The 16,941-nt window shown below is 65.4% G+C and carries 17 protein-coding genes; 12 read left to right on the forward strand and 5 right to left on the reverse strand.

Translation table 11 applies throughout. From position 1 onward, the window contains the following. Positions 1–7: 7 nt before the first annotated feature. Positions 8–793: an aldo/keto reductase gene (locus ACVW17_RS24740; RefSeq protein ID WP_456754317.1), complete on the forward strand. Its 786-nt coding sequence runs from the start codon at positions 8–10 to the stop codon at positions 791–793. Positions 794–970: 177 nt separating this feature from the next. Beyond that, positions 971–1,861, forward strand: a complete 891-nt coding sequence (locus tag ACVW17_RS24745) for a hypothetical protein (protein ID WP_456754318.1) — start codon at positions 971–973, stop codon at positions 1,859–1,861. Positions 1,862–1,874: 13 nt separating this feature from the next. Here the strand turns inward: ACVW17_RS24745 and ACVW17_RS24750 are convergent, their stop codons facing one another. Further along, positions 1,875–2,552, reverse strand: coding sequence for a DUF599 domain-containing protein (locus ACVW17_RS24750; protein WP_456754319.1), 678 nt, complete (start codon positions 2,550–2,552; stop codon positions 1,875–1,877). Positions 2,553–2,670: 118 nt separating this feature from the next. On the opposite strand from ACVW17_RS24750, the gene ACVW17_RS24755 reads away from it, so the two are divergent. The 5 genes from ACVW17_RS24755 to ACVW17_RS24775 all read left to right on the forward strand — a co-directional run bounded on the left by ACVW17_RS24755 (position 2,671) and on the right by ACVW17_RS24775 (position 5,912). Then, positions 2,671–3,324 carry a glutathione S-transferase family protein gene (locus tag ACVW17_RS24755; RefSeq protein ID WP_456754320.1) on the forward strand — a complete coding sequence of 218 codons (654 nt, stop codon included), beginning with the start codon at positions 2,671–2,673 and terminating at the stop codon, positions 3,322–3,324. A 116-nt stretch (positions 3,325–3,440) separates the two neighbouring features. Beyond that, positions 3,441–3,809 carry a YidB family protein gene (locus ACVW17_RS24760; protein WP_456754321.1) on the forward strand — a complete coding sequence of 123 codons (369 nt, stop codon included), beginning with the start codon at positions 3,441–3,443 and terminating at the stop codon, positions 3,807–3,809. Between the two features lie 217 nt (positions 3,810–4,026). Next, positions 4,027–4,230: a hypothetical protein gene (locus ACVW17_RS24765; RefSeq protein WP_092114848.1), complete on the forward strand. Its 204-nt coding sequence runs from the start codon at positions 4,027–4,029 to the stop codon at positions 4,228–4,230. Between the two features lie 152 nt (positions 4,231–4,382). Further along, positions 4,383–5,330 carry a hypothetical protein gene (locus tag ACVW17_RS24770; RefSeq protein WP_456754322.1) on the forward strand — a complete coding sequence of 316 codons (948 nt, stop codon included), beginning with the start codon at positions 4,383–4,385 and terminating at the stop codon, positions 5,328–5,330. A 141-nt stretch (positions 5,331–5,471) separates the two neighbouring features. Then, positions 5,472–5,912 (forward strand): DUF1489 family protein, encoded by a 441-nt coding sequence (locus tag ACVW17_RS24775; RefSeq protein ID WP_456797942.1) that lies wholly within the window; start codon positions 5,472–5,474, stop codon positions 5,910–5,912. Positions 5,913–5,953: 41 nt separating this feature from the next. On the opposite strand, the gene ACVW17_RS24780 is transcribed toward ACVW17_RS24775, so the two are convergent. Next, a complete protein-coding gene (locus ACVW17_RS24780) occupies positions 5,954–6,700 on the reverse strand; it encodes a hypothetical protein (RefSeq protein WP_456754323.1) in 747 nt (248 codons plus the stop codon). Between the two features lie 146 nt (positions 6,701–6,846). Then, positions 6,847–7,698, reverse strand: coding sequence for a pantoate--beta-alanine ligase (gene panC, locus ACVW17_RS24785; protein ID WP_456754324.1), 852 nt, complete (start codon positions 7,696–7,698; stop codon positions 6,847–6,849). 275 nt (positions 7,699–7,973) lie between these two features. Here panC and ACVW17_RS24790 point away from each other — a divergent pair, with 275 nt between their 5' ends. The 4 genes from ACVW17_RS24790 to ACVW17_RS24805 all read left to right on the forward strand — a co-directional run bounded on the left by ACVW17_RS24790 (position 7,974) and on the right by ACVW17_RS24805 (position 12,010). After that, complete coding sequence (locus tag ACVW17_RS24790) at positions 7,974–8,897, forward strand: division plane positioning ATPase MipZ (RefSeq protein WP_456754325.1); 924 nt, start codon at positions 7,974–7,976, stop codon at positions 8,895–8,897. Between the two features lie 522 nt (positions 8,898–9,419). Then, on the forward strand, positions 9,420–10,361 hold the full coding sequence (locus ACVW17_RS24795; RefSeq protein WP_456754326.1) for an alpha/beta fold hydrolase: 942 nt from the start codon (positions 9,420–9,422) through the stop codon (positions 10,359–10,361). A gap of 88 nt (positions 10,362–10,449) precedes the next feature. Further along, positions 10,450–11,190, forward strand: coding sequence for a VWA domain-containing protein (locus tag ACVW17_RS24800; RefSeq protein ID WP_456754327.1), 741 nt, complete (start codon positions 10,450–10,452; stop codon positions 11,188–11,190). 100 nt (positions 11,191–11,290) lie between these two features. Further along, positions 11,291–12,010, forward strand: coding sequence for a DnaJ domain-containing protein (locus ACVW17_RS24805; RefSeq protein ID WP_456754328.1), 720 nt, complete (start codon positions 11,291–11,293; stop codon positions 12,008–12,010). Positions 12,011–12,300: 290 nt separating this feature from the next. Here ACVW17_RS24805 and ACVW17_RS24810 read toward each other — a convergent pair whose 3' ends face one another. After that, on the reverse strand, positions 12,301–14,094 hold the full coding sequence (locus tag ACVW17_RS24810) for a serine hydrolase (RefSeq protein WP_456754329.1): 1,794 nt from the start codon (positions 14,092–14,094) through the stop codon (positions 12,301–12,303). 424 nt (positions 14,095–14,518) lie between these two features. Here ACVW17_RS24810 and ACVW17_RS24815 point away from each other — a divergent pair, with 424 nt between their 5' ends. Then, the gene (locus tag ACVW17_RS24815; protein ID WP_074129073.1) at positions 14,519–14,854 is read left to right on the forward strand and encodes a phasin family protein; all 336 of its coding nucleotides are present in this window, start codon (positions 14,519–14,521) and stop codon (positions 14,852–14,854) included. Between the two features lie 65 nt (positions 14,855–14,919). Here the strand turns inward: ACVW17_RS24815 and ACVW17_RS24820 are convergent, their stop codons facing one another. Further along, positions 14,920–16,851 carry a TadE/TadG family type IV pilus assembly protein gene (locus ACVW17_RS24820; RefSeq protein WP_456797943.1) on the reverse strand — a complete coding sequence of 644 codons (1,932 nt, stop codon included), beginning with the start codon at positions 16,849–16,851 and terminating at the stop codon, positions 14,920–14,922. Between the last annotated feature and the right edge of the window lie 90 nt (positions 16,852–16,941).

The raw sequence follows: 16,941 nt of genomic DNA on the forward strand, positions 1-16,941 counted from the left end.
TGGGCACATGAATGTCGTCGAAGGCAACGGCGCCAAAATCCCCGCGATCGGGCTCGGCACATGGGAGTTGCGCGGGCGGACCTGCGCGCGCATCGTCGAGCAGGCGCTGCGGCTCGGCTACCGGCACATCGACACTGCTCAGATTTACGACAATGAGCGCGAGGTCGGCGAGGGGCTGCGCGCCTCCGGCATCAAGCGCGACGACGTGTTCGTCACCACCAAGATCTGGACCACGCATTTCATGGCGAAGGATCTCGAGCGCTCCGCCAAAGAGAGCCTGGCGCGGCTGCGCCTGACCGAGGTCGATCTGCTGTTGCTGCATTGGCCCAATCCGCAAGTGCCGCTGGCCGAGACGCTCGGCGCATTGGCGCGGGTCAAGCAAGCGGGACTGGCGCGGCATATCGGCGTTTCGAACTTCAATGTGCCGCTGATCGAGGAGGCGGTGGCGGCGTGCCCCGAGCCGCTCGCCTGCGATCAGGTCCAGTACCATCCCTATGTCGCCCAGGCCGATGTGATCGAGGCCTGCGTGCGCCATGGCATGGCGTTCGTCGCCTACAGTCCGATCGCGAAAGGGCGGGTCAAGGGCGACCGCGCGCTGGCGCGGATCGGCGACCGCTATCGCAAGACGGCGGCCCAAATCTGCCTGCGCTGGCTGGTGCAACAGAATGTGTCCGCGATCCCGCGCACCTCGAAGCTCGAGCGGCTCCAGGAGAACATCGACATCTTCGATTTCGAGCTGTCGGATGCGGATATGGCCGAGATTTCGGCGATGGCCGGCGCCGGCGCACGTTGATCGGCCGATGCGCTGCTTGCCAGGGCATCATTGTGCGGAAAATCGCTGGGCAGCAGCCCGGATCATGCTATTGCGCGCTGGCCGCTTTCCCGATTTGAACCGGAGGGGGATTGAGGCAGGCGGGTTCCGGCCGGTAATGTTGCCGGCGGGGAGACATCACTGATGTGATCGAGCGGGATGAAGTTTCGGCCAAACGCGGACATGTTGGCATCGGTGTTCGTGCACCTGATGCTGCTCGCGCTGATTTTCCTGTATTCCGAAGTCCATCAGTTCGATCCCGTCGCCGCTGACACGGTGCCGGTCGAGATCGTGACGCCGCAGGAGGTCGCCAGGACCGAGACCAAGACCGAGCTCGAGCCGGTGCCGAGCCCGTCGCCGACGCCTGAATTGCGGTTGCCGTCGCTCGACAAGCCGGTCGACTCCGCCAAGCCCGAAGCGGCAGCTCAGGCACAAGCGCCGCAGAAGCAGCAGCCGGCGCCGAAGCAGGCGACGCCACCGGCGCCCAAGGCCAGCCCGTCGCCGCAACATGCCGCGGCCGAGCCGCCGCCGGCGACGCAGACGCCACCGATGCCCCAGCCGATGCCGCAGCAACAGGCGGCGGCGTCACCGCCTGCCTATACGCAGCCCGAGCCTGACCTGTCGGTGAAATACAACGTGATGCTCGGCCTGCCGCCCGACATCTCCGTGAAGCCGGCCGCCGATGCGCCGTCGGGTCCCGGTCCCGGCAAGGACAATTTCGACGCGGCGGCCACCGAGCAGGCCGATGTCGGCTCCAGCGTGGCGGCGGAATTCCGCCGCCATCTGAAGACCTGCCTGAAGCTCCCGGCGAACGTGACCGCGAGCGACGACGTCAGGATCAAGCTCCGGGTGTTCATGACGCCTGACGGCAAGCTCGCCGCATCGCCCTTGCTGATCGAGGCCACCGCGTCGGAGAAGGGGCCGCTGCTGCTGAAAAGCGCGACCGAGGCACTGCAGGCCTGCCAGCCCTATGCGATGCTGCCGAAGGAGCGCTACGGCGAATGGAAGGTGCTCGACCTCGACTTCACGCCGCGCGATTTCGCGTCGTGAGCGGCAGCAGGTTTCAGCTTCCCATCGCCTGCCAGGCGTTGGAGGCGAACTGCCGGCGCCAGATCACGATCACGACGGCCGCTGTGGTGATGAACAGCACCCAGGGGCTGAGGAACCAGCCGAGATAGCCGAGCGCGAAGAAGAACGCGCGCTGGCCGCGGTTGAAGTGCCGGCCCGCGGTCTCGAACAGCCGCGTGGTGCGGATCACATGGGCCTCCGCCTCCGGCGTATCGCGCTGGCCGGCCGGCGGCATCGCGCCGAACAGGATCGCGACATAGTTGAACAGGCGATAGGCCCAGGCGAATTTGAAGAAGGTGTAGATGAAGATCAGGATCAGGCCGATGCACTTGATCTCCCACAGCGCGGGCGAGGGCGAGAGATTGACCGGCAGCGCACCGAGCACGGCGAGCGCGTCATTGGTGGCGCGCAGCAGCGCCAGCGCGCCGCCGATCGCGATCAGGCTGGTGGAGGCGAAGAACGCGGTGCCGTTCTGCAAGGAGGCCATGATCTGCATGTCGACCATCCGCGCCTCGCGGTGGAGCAGATTCCGCACCCAGATCTCGCGATAGACATGCATTCGTGCCGACAGGCTGTCGCGCCCATAGGCGGTGTGCTCCAGCGTGATGGCGTAGACCAGCCACTCCAGCGCAAAGAAGCCGACGGCCAGGATGTCGACCCAATAGCCGGTCATGGTGCCTTCCTTCGTCAACGCGCGGGCTGCCGCTCCGCGCCGCATCCCGCGTCATGTACAGGTTGAACGCGTGCAATGCACTATGGCAAACTGGCGTGGCAACAGGATTCCCCAGGACATGCTCAAGCTCGTCATCGGCAACAAGAACTATTCGTCATGGTCGATGCGGCCGTGGCTGGCGCTGCGCGCCAACGACATTCCGTTCGAGGAAATCTTCGTTCCGCTCTATACCGACCAGGCCGACAAGGACCGCATCCTCGCCTTTAGCAAGGCCGGCAAGGTGCCGACGCTGATCGACGGCGAGGTCACGGTGTGGGATTCGCTGGCGATCATCGAGTATCTCGCCGAGACATTTCCCGAGGCGGAGCTGTGGCCCTCGGACCGCGCCGCGCGCGCCCATGCCCGCGCGATCTCGGCGGAGATGCATTCCGGCTTCGTGCCGCTGCGCAGCGAATGCGGCATGAACCTGCACCGGCCGATCCGCGCGGTCGCGTTGTCGGACGATGCGAAGGCCAATGCGGCGCGAATCCAGGACATCTGGGCCGAGTGCCATGCGCGTTACGGCAAGCAGGGCCCGTTCCTGTTCGGCGCATTCTCGGCCGCGGACGCGATGTATGCCCCCGTGGTGCATCGTTTCCGCACCTACGCGATCCCGGTGAGAGCGGAGGCGCAGCACTATGTCGACGCGATGATGCAGCTTCCGGCGTTCCAGGAATGGACCCGCGACGGCCTCGCCGAGACGCTTCGCATCCCGCGATTCGAGGACGTCTGACTGGCCGTACGCTTCCGAATTGTGACAGGGCTCACAAAGATCGCGGCTTGACGCCGCACGGCCGAAGGCGTCGAATCCGGAACAGCGGATTTGCAAGTCGTGAAAGGACTTAGACCATGGGCATTCTGGATTCCCTGGAGAACTCGCCGGAGCTGAAAGGCATGCTTGGCCAGCTCGGCGCGGCCGTCATCCCGGTCGTGCTCGGCCAGGTGATGGGCAATGGCGGGCAGGGTGGCCTGTCGGCGATCGTCGCCAAGCTCGAGCAGGCCGGGTTCGGCGAGCAGGTCAAATCCTGGATCGGCACCGGCCAGAACCTGCCGATCACGGCGCAGCAGCTCCAGGAGGTGCTGGGCAGCGACACGGTCAAGCAGCTCGCCGCCAAGTTCAACATTCCGGTCGACCAGCTGTCCCAGGTGCTGGCCCAGCAGCTCCCGGGTGCGGTCGACAGTGCGAGCCCCAACGGCAAGCTGCCGCACACCGCCTGACGCGGTGGAACCGGGTTCCAGCCGGGGTTGGCTTCCAATTTCCGGCTGGCACGTAAATTGCTGCCTATCGCCCTGAAAAACCTGCAAAAATCGTAGCTTTGCCATGCCTCAATCTTGCTGGATTTGGGGCGGTGCGATGTGCTAGCTTGCCGCAGGGTTCTCAAAATGCCGGCCGGAGCTATCGGGACTGTCAGCTCGGCCTGCAATCTCTAAGAAAATGGAGAGGGCGTTGAAGCATAAGTACTCGATTGGCGAGATCGTCTATTTCACGGCCAGCAACGTGGCTCGCCCGGCGGCGAGCGGCACCTATGAGGTGATCCGTCTGCTGCCGACCGATGGTGACGACTGCCAGTACCGCATCAAGAGCTCGACTGAAGCTTTCGAACGGGTGGCCAAGGAGAGTCAGCTCGCGCTGTCCTGATCAGTTGTGCGCAAGCCGGAGGCTGGAGCGGGTTTCGCGCCGCCGCCGTCAAAAGGCCCTGTTCGCAGACCCATTGTGCTGAAGGTTGGACGTCGGGGTGGCGGCGTTCGCCGCCGCCGATTGTGCTTACGCTGCGTTGAGGGACATCGCGCATGAACTGGGCTTCCTCGCTGGATCAGATCTGGCGCTCACCGACCTTCCCGATGTGGCTGACCCTGGCCGCGGCGGGGTTCTTTGGGATCGTCGTTCTGGTCACGCTGCTGCGCGCGGAAAAATCCGTCGCCAATGGCGCGCTGACCGTCATTACGCTGCTGTCGATCGCGGTTGCGGTCGCCGCGACGATCCGAGGCTTCGGGCCGGGCGGGCAGGCGGCGCCGGCCGAGACACGGACCGCGCAATTGACCGGCCAGACGGTGCCGGCGCTGGCCTGCATCGACGATCTCGCCGGCGATGCCGTCCTCAATGCCTGCGAGAAGGTGCTGTTCGGCTCATCGGATACCGCGGCCGCGGCGGTCAGCTATGCCGCGGCGCAGGTCTCGCGGCTGACCGCGCTCGGCGACCTCGCGACCGCGGAGCGCAATTCGACCACCGAGCTGCAGGCGCTGCGCCGCGCCATCGAGCACGATCGCTACGGCCTGGTCGCCTACGCGCTGATGGCGCGCGACCACTGCACGCCGACCGCATGCCCCGCGTTCCGTTCGCTCGGCGACAATCATCAGATCATCGCCAACATGAACGAGCGGACCTACGAGAACCTGGTCACGCGCTATGCGGGATCCTGGAATGCGCCGGCCGCTGCCCAGGCGTCGGCCGCCGGTCTGGTCGCCGCACTGCCGCCGTCGATGCCCACGGGCAGGCCGACCAATGCGGAGTTTCCGAGCGCGGCGTCGACGCCGCCGGTCAGTATCATGACGCCGGAACCGGCGAAGCCCGCAGCGGCCGCGCCGCCGCCGGCCGCCCGCGCCGCGGCCACGCCTGCTGCCGCCCCGAAGCGGCCGACCGCGGCGAAGCGGCCGGTGCAGATTGCGCCGGCTGCTGCGCCCGCGGCGGCACCGCCGCCGGCCGCGGCGAGTGCGCCGGCGGCCGCGAGCCAGGACTGAGCGGAGGCCGAGCCGGCCCGAGCGTGCTGACGGCGGCTTGAGCCGTCATCACGGCCTCGTTTCGTGCGCGTAAATCCCGCTATCCACTGCCGTGGACAGCGCTCCCTTTTCAAAGCCCGCGCCGGCCGCTACATCCGGCGCATGCCGCTTCATCTCATCAAGCTCGCCGTCGGTTGCGACTCCGTCAAGGAACTCAAGGGCTGGGTCGCCGAGCGGATGGCGACCGCGAAGAAAAAGGGCCTGCCGCTCCGCCATATCCACATCACGCGGATGACGCCGAAGCGCGAGGAGGAGCTCCTCGCCGGCGGTTCGTTGTACTGGGTGATCCGCGGCGAGATCGCCGCGCGCGAGAAGATCATCGCGATCGAGCCGTTCCGCGACAAGGACGGCATCGGGCGCTGCCGCATCGTGATGCAGCCCAAGGTGATCGCGGTGTCGCCGCGGCCGACGCGGCCGTTCCAGGGCTGGCGCTATCTGACCGCGGATTCCGCGCCGACCGATCTCACCAGATCGAGCGCCGCCAGCGTGGCGTCGATGCCCGAACCGATGCGCCGCGAGCTGCGCGACCTCGGATTGCTGTAAGCAATCGGGATTGCTCTGAGCAATCGGATTGCTCTGCGCGATTACTGGGTCACGAGATGCAGCCGGCCCCATTCTGAGGCCGGAATCTCGACATAGCGGCCGCCGCCGGCGTTGCTGACGGCGACGTCGAGCAGCTCGTGGTCGATCCCCATCTCGCCGAGATAGCGCCGGAACTGGTCGGTGAAGATCGAGGTCAGGCTCTCGCGATGCTCGGCCGAGACGTTGGGTGCCAGCCGGTTGTGGATCTCCATGCCGCTCAGCACCACGTGGCTGCCCGCCGGCAGGCTGCGATGCACGCCGCCCGACAGCATCAGCACGCAGGCGAAATCGCAGGCGATGCCGGACAGCTTCTCCTTCGCATCCAGCGGGCCGCCGGGCCGCTTCAGCGCGAAGCACTCCTCCTCGGACTTTCCGGCGCAGGCCTCGACCTCGGTCGCCGCGACCACCGCATCGATGCCGCGATCGCGCAGGATGCGGCCGAGGCTGGCCGCGACATTGAGGTTGGAATTCCCTTTGACGTTGATCACCACCGGCAGCTTGCGGCCGTTCTGGCGGTCGAGGATCGCCAGCAGGCGCTTGTAGGTGTCCCACTGCACCGAGCCTTCGGCGGCGATCCAGTCCGAACAGCCCGGCCCGCAGGCATCGGGCGCGCCATGCGCGACATAGAAGATCATCGCGCCGGGTACCGAATTGACGCCGCCGACCGGCGGCCGGGTCTGCGCCTGCGAAAGGCCTGCGGCCAATAGCGCGATGCCGAGACCAATGCCTTGCCTGAAAGTCCCGCTCATTCCGACCGCCCGTGAAACGCGCGATCATCCCCGCGTCGCGCGCGTGGCGCAAGCAGGAGACGGCCGCGCAGATGAGGCCGGGCCCTCATTACAGGCTCGCAGCCTGTTTGCGCGTGAACCGCCTCACACTTTTGCCGATCCGGATTTCAGACCGCGATGTTGTCGATCAGACGGGTGCTGCCGAGCCTGGCCGCCACCAGCATCCGCATCGGGCCGTCCTTCAGCGAGCCGATCGGCGCCAGCGAGGCGGCGTGGCGGACCTCGAGATAATCCAGCACGAAGCCGGCCTTGGCGATCTCGGCGGCGCCGTCGGCCATGACGGTTGCGGTGTTCTCGCCGGCGCGCAGGCGGCCTGCCGCTTGCTTCATCACCCGGTTGAGCGCGGGGGCGGCGCGCCGTTCCTCGGCCGAGAGGTAGACGTTGCGCGACGACATCGCGAGGCCGTCGCGTTCACGCACCGTCTTGGATCCGACCACCTTGACGCCGAGGTCGAGATCGGCGGCCATCTGGGTGACCACCCGGAGCTGCTGAAAATCCTTCTCGCCGAAGATCGCGACATCGGGCCGGACCTGCGTGAACAGCTTGCCGACCACGGTGGCGACGCCGCCGAAGAAATGCGGCCGGAAGCGATCCTCCAGTCCCGCGGTGGCCGGTCCCTCCGGCACGATCCGTGTGGCGAAGCCATCCGGATACATCGCCTTCACCTCGGGGTGCCAGATCAGGTCGACGCCTTCGGCTGCGAGCTTGGCGAGGTCTTGCTTCCAGGTGCGCGGATACGATCCGAAATCTTCCGTCGGCGCGAACTGCGTCGGGTTGACGAAGATCGAGACCACGACCCGCTTGGCGCGGCGCTTGGCGAGCCGCACCAGCGACACATGGCCGTCATGGAGCGCACCCATGGTTGGGACCAGCGCGACAGTCGCCTTCTTGGCGCGCAGGGCGTCGACGGCGCGACGAAGGGCAGGGACGGTACGGACGACGGTGGGATTTCTCGGCATCTGGTCTCGACTCGTGGGGCAACCGGGGTGGGATGTTCGGCGTTCGGCAGGCGGCGGACCTTACCAAGTCCGATCCGCTATCGGCAAACCGCCGCGCAAGCATTACCCGATCTCGCATCCGCATGGATCGCAGGCGGCGTGCCGCCGATCGACGCAGCAGGCGTGCGCGTTCGATTCATCATTAAGGACGCCTGCAATTGATTTCCTCTCGCAGTGATGCATTTCACTTGACCGCAGGCGTGCTCGATTTGAAGATCATCGCCGGGGATTGAATCATGTTGGTGCAGGCTAGTCAGGGTCAGTCCGGCTCCGCACATGTCGTTGTGCTGGGAAACGAGAAGGGTGGTTCGGGCAAGTCGACCACCGCCCTGCATATCGCCGTCGCGCTCTTGAAGGCCGGACAGCGCGTCGCCAGCATCGATCTCGACTGCCGCCAGCAAAGCTTCACCCGCTACATCAGCAATCGCCAGGCCTGGGCGCGGCGCAGCGGGATCGACCTCGAGCTGCCGGCGCATCACTGCATCAAATACGGCGAGACGATGCAAATCGAGGACAACGAGAACACCGAATTCGAGCAGTTCATGGCAGCGGTGAGCGCGGTGGAACGTGCCTATGATTTCATCGTGATCGATACCCCGGGGTCCGACAGCTACCTGATGCGGCTCGCGCATTCGATGGCCGACACGCTGGTGACGCCGATCAACGACAGCTTCCTCGATTTCGACGTGCTGGGCACCGTCGACCCCGCCACCTACGCGGTGACCGGCGAGAGCCACTACGCCGAGATGGTGCGCGACACCAGGCGCAAGCGCCGCCAGATCGACGGCGCCTCGACCGACTGGATCGTGGTGCGCAACCGGCTGTCGATGCTCGGCTCGCGCAACAAGCAGTTGGTCGCCGACGGTCTCAAGCAGCTGTCGCTGCGGCTCGGGTTCCGTTCGGTCGACGGCTTTGCCGAGCGGGTGGTCTATCGCGAGTTCTTCCCGCGCGGGCTGACCGCGCTCGACGACATTGACGAGGCGACGCTCGGCACCCGCCCGAGCCTCGGCCACGTCACCGCGCGCGAGGAGGTGATGAGCCTGCTGCGCCAGCTCAAGCTGCCGCTCGACGAGCGCGGCCGCCGCCGGGCCGCCAACCGGGCCGAATGGTTCAGCCAGGTCGACAAGCCGCTGGAACTCGACGACATCATCGGCAGCTAGCCCAGCCGTTGAGCTGCGGGCCGGAGAGGCAATGGAACGTCGTCAGTCTATTTCACGCCATCGGCGGCGCTGACCTCGCGGAAGCGAAGCTCAAGGCCGCGGACCATATGTCTACGGATACCTGTGGTGGCTCGGCGGCTCCCAATCCAATGGGCGCGCAGTCCGGTGGACCGGGCGTCCAGCAGATGACGATCGTCACTTCCGCGCGCTGCGGAAGCACGGTATTCTTGCGGGGTTTCCGGTCATTTCATTGCCAATTTGCCGGAACAATGCTGCCCAAATCCGGTTTCCTCCGTGCCGCCGTCGCGCGAATGCGCTGGTTGGCCCAGAGGTATTATCGTGCCACAGTGCTATCTTCATAGAAGCGATTGCACAAAGGTTGTGTGCACCGCACAATGAACGTGCTGCGAAGTCCCAACATTTGGACTTCCTGTCACGGTGCTGTGACATATATCCTGACAAGGAGGCCGAAGAGTCTCCGGCCAAGAATAGCCCTGAAAAGGCGGGCACCTCGAGGACGTCATGAAGCGTGGAATTCTCGTTCTGCTTTCTCTCTCCGTGGTGATCACGGCGGCGTATTTCACCGCGAGCAAGTGGGCGATCCGTCACGAAACTCTCATGTTCAAGGATCCGACGCGCGATGAGCGGCCGGTCGCGGTCGACGTTGCCGTGCGCTTCGACAAGGAGATGCAGGCCGACGCAGGCATGATCACGCTGCCGGTTGCGATCCTCAATCATGGCAATACCGTCAAATTCACCGAATATTCCTTCCTCGCGAACGTGTTCGCGGCGCGCGGCTATCTGGCGATCAGCATCCAGAACGACCTGCCGTCGGACGGACCGATGGTGACCAAGGTCGGCGAGATCTACGTCGGCCGGCTGCCGCAGTATCAGCGCGGCATCACCAACATCAAATTCGCGATCGAGGAGATGAAGAAGCGTCAGCCGAACGCGGACTACAGCAAGCTGACGATGGTCGGCCACTCCAATGGCGGCGACATCGCGATGTATTTCGCCAAGCAGTATCCGGACGAGATCAAGAAGGTCGTGACGCTGGACAATCTGCGCGTGCCGTTCATGACCGACGGCAAGTTCAAGATCCTGTCCTTCCGTTCGCATGACTCGCAGTTCAAGCCCGATCCCGGCGTGGTGCCGGACGAGGAGCAGTGCGAGAAGGCCGGCATCACCGTCGTGAACACCAACTTCCAGCACAACGACATGCGTGACACCGGGCCCGAGAAGGCCAAGGACTCGATCCAGGCCATGCTCGATAAATTCCTGGCCGACACCGACAGCGCGGTTGCGCCGGTCGACACGAGGAATGCGCCGCCGAAGATCCTGGAGCCTGGTCCGGTCTCGCTCTACGTGCCGGTCGAGAAGCCGCAGTCCTTCACCGACAAGGTCAAGAAGTCGCTCTCGCTGACCAAGACCGAGACCAAGAAGGATCCGTCGGTCACCAACTGACTGGCGGCCCGTGGCGCGGGCCGCCCGGCCACGTTGACCAATCCGATACGGCGGCCCACATAGTGTTTGCTGTACGAGGCAAGCGCTGATGGCCGGCAAGACGATCAAACCGACATCCGGAAACGATGTGCGCCCGGCCGATGCGCCGGGCGTGGCGACATCGAGCGCCAACGACATCGCCGCCTTCGTGGCGAAGGCGCGGGCGATGTCGCCGCATCGCGCCGGCGCACGCGGCCGATTGGTGTTCGCGCTCGACGCCACGATGAGCCGGCAGCCGACCTGGGACATGGCGTGCACGCTGCAGGCCGACATGTTCCGCGAGGCCGGCGCGCTCGGCAGCCTCGACATCCGCCTCGTCTACTACCGCGGCTTTCATGAGTGCCGTGCCACCGGCTGGATCTCCGACAGCGCGCAGCTCGCGCGGCTGATGAGCAAGATCGATTGCCAGGGCGGCAATACCCAGATCGGCAAGGTGCTGACGGAGACGCGTCGCGAGGCGGTCGCCTCGGGCGTGCGCGCCCTGGTGTTCGTGGGCGACGCGATGGAGGAGAACGCCGACGAGCTCTGCGCCAAGGCCGGCGAGCTTGGTTTGCTCAAGGTGCCGGTCTTCATGTTCCAGGAAGGCGCGGACGCGACCGCCGAGCAGACCTTTCGCGAGATCGCGCGGCTGACCGGCGGCGCATGGTGCAGGTTCGATCCCGGTGCGGCCGCGCAGCTCCGCGAATTGCTGCGCGCCGCCGCAGCCTATGCCGCCGGCGGCCGTGAGGCGCTGCTGCAACTGGCCAAGACCGCGAACGGCGCGGCGAAGCTGATCGGCCAGATGAAATAGCCCTGCGTCATCGGAGACCGCGGTGACGCGGCAGCGGTTCACGCGCCGGTGAGACGAAGCTTCGCATGCTTTTTGCCGCCGGGCCGCTTATATTCCGCGCATGCCAACCCTGATCGCCGGCGTCGTCGCCGTTGTCGTCCTTTATTCCGCGCTGCAGATGTTTCGTGCGGCCAATCCCGCCGTGCTTGCGCGTGCGATCAAGATCGGCGGCGGGGGGCTCGCGTTGGCCGTCGCGGCCTTCACCGGCGTGCGGGGCGAGCTCGCGGTGGCGATCCCGCTCGGCATTTTCGGCGCCGGACTGCTCGGCTGGTCGCCGTTCGGGACATCAGGCTTTCCCAATTTCGGCGGCATGTTCGGCGGGACGCGCAGCCCCGGACAAAGCTCGCGGGTGCGCTCGCAATACCTCGATATGAGCCTCGATCACGGCAGCGGCGTGCTCACGGGCCAGATCGTGGCCGGACCGCAGGCCGGCCGCATGCTCGACGAATTCGACCTCGCGCAGCTGCTGGCGATGGTCCCGAGCTTCGATGCCGAAAGCGTCGCGTTACTTGAAAGCTATCTGGACCGCCGTTTTCCCGCCTGGCGTCAGGACGCACAGGGAAACCGGGCAGGGGGGCACGGCCGCGCGGCGCCGAGTGGCAAAATGACCGATGAGGAGGCCTATCAGATCCTTGGCCTGCAGCCGGGCGCGTCGCGTGACGACATCGGCCGGGCTCACCGCACCCTGATGAAGAAACTCCATCCCGACCAGGGGGGCTCGACGTACCTCGCGGCCCGTGTGAACGAGGCCAGGGATACTCTGCTTCGCACGCATCTCTAACTCCGACGCTACCAACGCCACAGCCGAGAGCTGCCTTCCGTCTCTGATCGATGCCCCGTCTGGCCCGCCGCTGTCCGGCGTAGCCGATCGTTGTTTCGGGAAAACTTAACCGTAAAATCTTGACGAGAAGTTTTCATAACGGCGCCGCGCGCATCGGGCGGGCATTTGTGCCGGCCATGCAACGCAGCCGGCAAAAGCAAAAGGGCCGGCGCTTGCGGCGCCGGCCCTTGGTATGCCTTGGGATCTCTTCTGATCTCCCGGGATCCCTTGGGATCAAGTGATGCTGTCGATCAGTTGCGCACGGTGATGCAGGAGATCTCGGCGCGCTTCAGCGTCTTGCAGGCCGCTTCGGCCTGATCGCGCTCCAGACCGGCAAAGCGCGCCCGGTAGAGCTTGCGATTGTCCTTGGCGACGACTTCGGTGAACGGATCGGCCCTGCTGAGCAGGCCGCGGGCCGAGCTGCGCGCGAGATCGATGCGCTTGTTGGCTTCGCCTTCGGACTCCAGCGCGCCGACCTGGATGATCCAGCCGGTATGCGCGGCGGCCGGCTTGACGGCGCTGCTCTGCGGAGCCGCTTGCAGGCTGCGGGTGGCGGGCTCGATCGACGCCACCGCCTGCGGCGCCGGCTGCGCGGCGGGTGCCTGGACGGAAGCGGCCGGCAGCACGCCGAGGATTCCGTTGCCGGTGCCGAAATTGGCCGGCTGTGGCGGCATCTCGGGCCGCGAGGTCTCGGCGGCGCGGGCCATCATCGCATTGGAGGTCTCGGGAATCTCGCCGCGCGACGGGATCGTGCTGGTGATCGGCGGCGCCGACTGCGCTGGGCCTGCGGCAGCGAGCCTGACCTGGCCGGCTTTGACCTGCACGGTCTTCACCTTGACCGGCTTCATCGGCTCAGCCGAGCCGGGGATTGCGGCGAGCTGCTGGGTCTGGATCACGCCGGAGGTCAGCGGCGCCGGTTCGGGCTTGGCCTGCGGCTCCGGCTTGGCCGGGAGCGGCGGCAGGGCGGCGGCTGCGGCGGCCATCAGCGACGGCTTGCTGGCCGGACGCGGCGCCGGCATGGGAGTCGGGGCGGGTTCGGAGGCTGCGACCGGCGTGGTCTCCGCCGCGGCGCGCGCATCGTCCGCATCGGCAACCTCGACATTGGCGTCGGCCGGGTTGCGCTCGGTGATCGCGGCGGCCGTGCGGGTGGTCGCGCCCTTGCCGATGTTCTCGGCGAGCAGGTTGCGCATGATGGCGTCGCGCGAGCCGCCGCTGCGGCCGCCGAGCACCACGCCGACCAGGAAGCGATTGCCGCGGTGGATCGAGGTCACGAGGTTGAAGCCGGAGGCGCGGGTGTAGCCGGTCTTGATGCCGTCGACGCCCTCGACGCTGCCGAGCAGCCGATTGTGCCCGGTGATGGTGTGGCCGCGGAAATTGAACGCCGTCGTCGAGAAATAGCGATAGTAGCGCGGGAAGCGATCCTGGATGGCGCGGCCGAGCGTCGCTTGATCGCGCGCGGTCGTGATCTGCTCGTCATTGGGCAGGCCGGAGGCATTGCGATAGGTGGTCCGGCTCATGCCGAGCGCACGGGCCTTGCGGGTCATCATCCGGGCGAAATCGTCTTCGCTGCCGCCGACCGCCTCGGCGATCACGACGGCGGCGTCATTGGCGGAGCGGGTGACGAGGCCCTTGATCGCGTCCTCGACGCGGATGGTCTGGCCGGGCCGCAAGCCGAGCTTGGTCGGGTCCTGTTCGGAGGCGTGCTCGGACACCGGCATCTCGGTATCGAGCTTCATCTTCCCGGACTCGAGGCGCTCGAACAGCAGATAGAGCGTCATGATCTTGGTGAGCGAGGCGGGGTGCCGCAGGCCGTCGGGACTGTTTGACGTCAGCACCGAGCCGGTGTTGCCGTCGACCACGATCGATGCGAATTGCGGGCTGTAGCTCTCGCGCGCGGCCTCGCTCTGATGGTGCCGCACAGTGTGGCGCCGGTGGCGGCGCGCCTCGGCGCTGTCACTGGTGATCAGGATCGCCGTCGTGACGGTCACGAGCCCAAGAACGCCAACTCGCAGCGCCCGCGAGGAAGCCAAGGTTGTTCGAAGCATCTACTTCCCCGTCCCAATTTCTATCTAGATCACTGGCTCGTGGGGCGAAATTGTGCCCGGCGGCCATCGATCCTTGCCTGCGCAACAGACCACGTCGGACAGAACCATCGGCCCTGGTGGCGGCTCAGGTCGCTCTTCTAGCTAAGGTGTTGTTCACAAACAGCTTTCAAGGCTGCTTGTCGGAAGGCGAACAAAGTCCGGGAATCAGGTTAGGCGGCCCGAGTTTCCAAAAGATTAAGCAACCGTTGCGTAGTCCCCCGGGGTTTATTGCAAATGCCCAGGATTCGGGCAAATACCGTTGTGCGACGCACAATATTTATTGACTTTATTGTGCGATGCGATATTTCAATCGTTGTCAGGGGGCCGGGAAGCTTCCCGGCAATGGGAATTTGCGCCTTCAAGTCTGGGAAAAGGAATTCCATCCATGGTCAAGATCGAAGACATTCAGAACTACGGCAAAGAGCATTTCGAGTCGGTCACGGCGTCTGCGAACAACCTGCAGAGCGGCGTCCAGGCGATCGCCACCGCCTATGGCGACTACGCCAAGAAGTCCTTCGAGGACACCAAGTCGTTCGTCGAGAAGCTGTCGGGCGTGAAGTCGCTGGACAAGGCGCTCGAGGCACAGACCGAGTACCTGCGCTCGTCCTACGAGACCTTCGTCTCGGAATCGCAGAAGATCGCGGGTCTCTACAGCGACTGCGCCAAGCAGACCTTCAAGCCCTATGAGGGCCTGGTCTCCAAGTTCGCGCCGGCTCAGTAAGCGCCGCCGACCAAGACAAACGAAAAGCCCGGCCATTGCGGCCGGGCTTTTTTGTTGTGCCGGGTTTATATGCCAGGCGCGGACGCTACTTCGCCAGCCGCAGCTTGCTGAGCGCGGTGCCGATCGTGTTGAACGTCGTCACGATTTGGCTCGAGCTGGTCAGCATGAAGAATTTGTCGGGGCTGCTGGCGCAATTCTTCAGCACGGTCGAGGTCGGGTCGGCGGGCGTGCTCGTGTTCACCTGGATCGTGTAGATGGTGAACATCGGTGCACCGTTGGCATCCCTCGCGTTCTGCAGATTCTGACACTGCAGCGCCTGCCGGGCATCGATCGGATTGCCTGAGGCCTGCGAGCTGCCGTCGCCATAGTTGGGCCAGCGGTCCTCGGTGTTCAGACCGTCGGACAGCAGGATGATGACCCGGTTGTAGGTCGTGTTGGAGTCTTCCGCCGGCGTGTTCAGCGGACCGCCCACCAGAAGGGACTGCCAGGCCCACGCCAGGCCGACCGATTGGTCGGTGCCGCCGGTCGGCTGCATGGCGTTGACGGCGGTCTTCAGCGCGCTCCAGTTGTAGGTCAGGGGAATGATCGGCTCGAGCTGCGGCGAGGCGTTGTCGGCGCAATAGGCCGAGTTGTTCTCGTAATACTGGTTGGCGCGGGAACAGCGTCGTGACGTCGGACGATGTCGGCAGCACGCCGGTCGCATCATTGGGCTGGGTGCGGTCCGTGATACAGCCCGTCCAGGTGGTGATCGGATTGGTCGACGCCGCCCGCCAGTCGTTCTGGACGGTGGGGGTCTGGTTGGTCGAGGTCCATTTGTTGTTGGTCCATCCTACGACGGCGCTGACCCGGGGCTGGCCCGGATTGTCGGCGGTATCGTTGGGGCCGGGCTGCGTCCAGTTGTGGGTATAGATGAGGCCGGTGCATGATTTGCCCGTGCCGGTACCGCTGCAACTGCAGCCGGAGACATTGTTGTAGTTGGCGTCGAGCGGACAGGCGCAGGACGACGACCCGGAGCAGAACGTCTGCGCGGTCGTGCCGACCTGGGTGCTGACCCAGCAGCCATTGTACATGGTGTGCGTATTGTAATCGACACTCGGGCAGATATAGCCGCTGTAGGTGCCGCTCGATGGAATCGTGTTGGTGCTGTAGTTGTTCGGCGATCGTCCGGCGCCGTTGGTGGGACCGGTCGTGCAGTAGAAGCCGCCGCTGCTGTTGGACCACGGACACTGCGCGCCGGGCCCGACCGCATGCCAGTTCATCGGCAGGCTCGCCGCCATCGAGCTCGGGATGGCAGGTTGCGCGGTCGGTGGGTTCAGCCAGTCGGTCCAGTCGATATAGCTCTGGCTATAGTTGCTGGCGCTGAGGTTGACGACCTTGGCGAACGGAATGACGGAGATATAGACGTCGCCGTTGGTCTTGCTCAGCGCGCTGAGCTGGTCGATCAGGCCGCCGGATCCGGCCACCGCGTTCCGCAGCGCGGTAATCTTGCCGTTCTGGCTCATCGACCCCGTGTTATCGAGGGCGAGGGCGACGCGCATCTTGACGTTGCCCCAGGTGGTGGTCGACGAGCTGCTGAAGTTCAGCGTCGGAAACCCGGCAAGCTGCATGAAATCGGATTTGATGTAGCCGGTTCCGCCGAGCAGGATGGTCGCCGCCGCGCTCGAGGTCGGGGTCGTGTAGGTCGCCGAGACGGAAATGCCCTGGCCGTCCTTGTTGGTATAGAGGGCGCTGAAATAGCTCTGCGCCTTGCTCGGGATTTGCGCGGCCGTGATGTTGCCCATCGTCAGGTCCTTGGACAGCATCAGCGCGGCCGAATCGAGCGCCGACTGCATCGCGGTGCGGGCGTTGTTGGCGCGGGTATAGTCGATCGCGGCGCCAATGAAGGCGAAAATCGGCAGAATGGCGAGGGTGAAGATGACGGCGACATTGCCGTCCTTTGCCCGGGCAAAACGGCGGGCAGCCGCGCAGACGCGGTCGAAAATGGCTGAGCCCAGCATGATACTCTCATCGAAATTACTGATGGCGCCATCATCTCTACGCGCGCGGCTAAACAGTTGGTGAATCGGGCCGGGGAAACCCGGCAGGAG

Source organism: Bradyrhizobium sp. USDA 4473, from assembly GCF_054063335.1.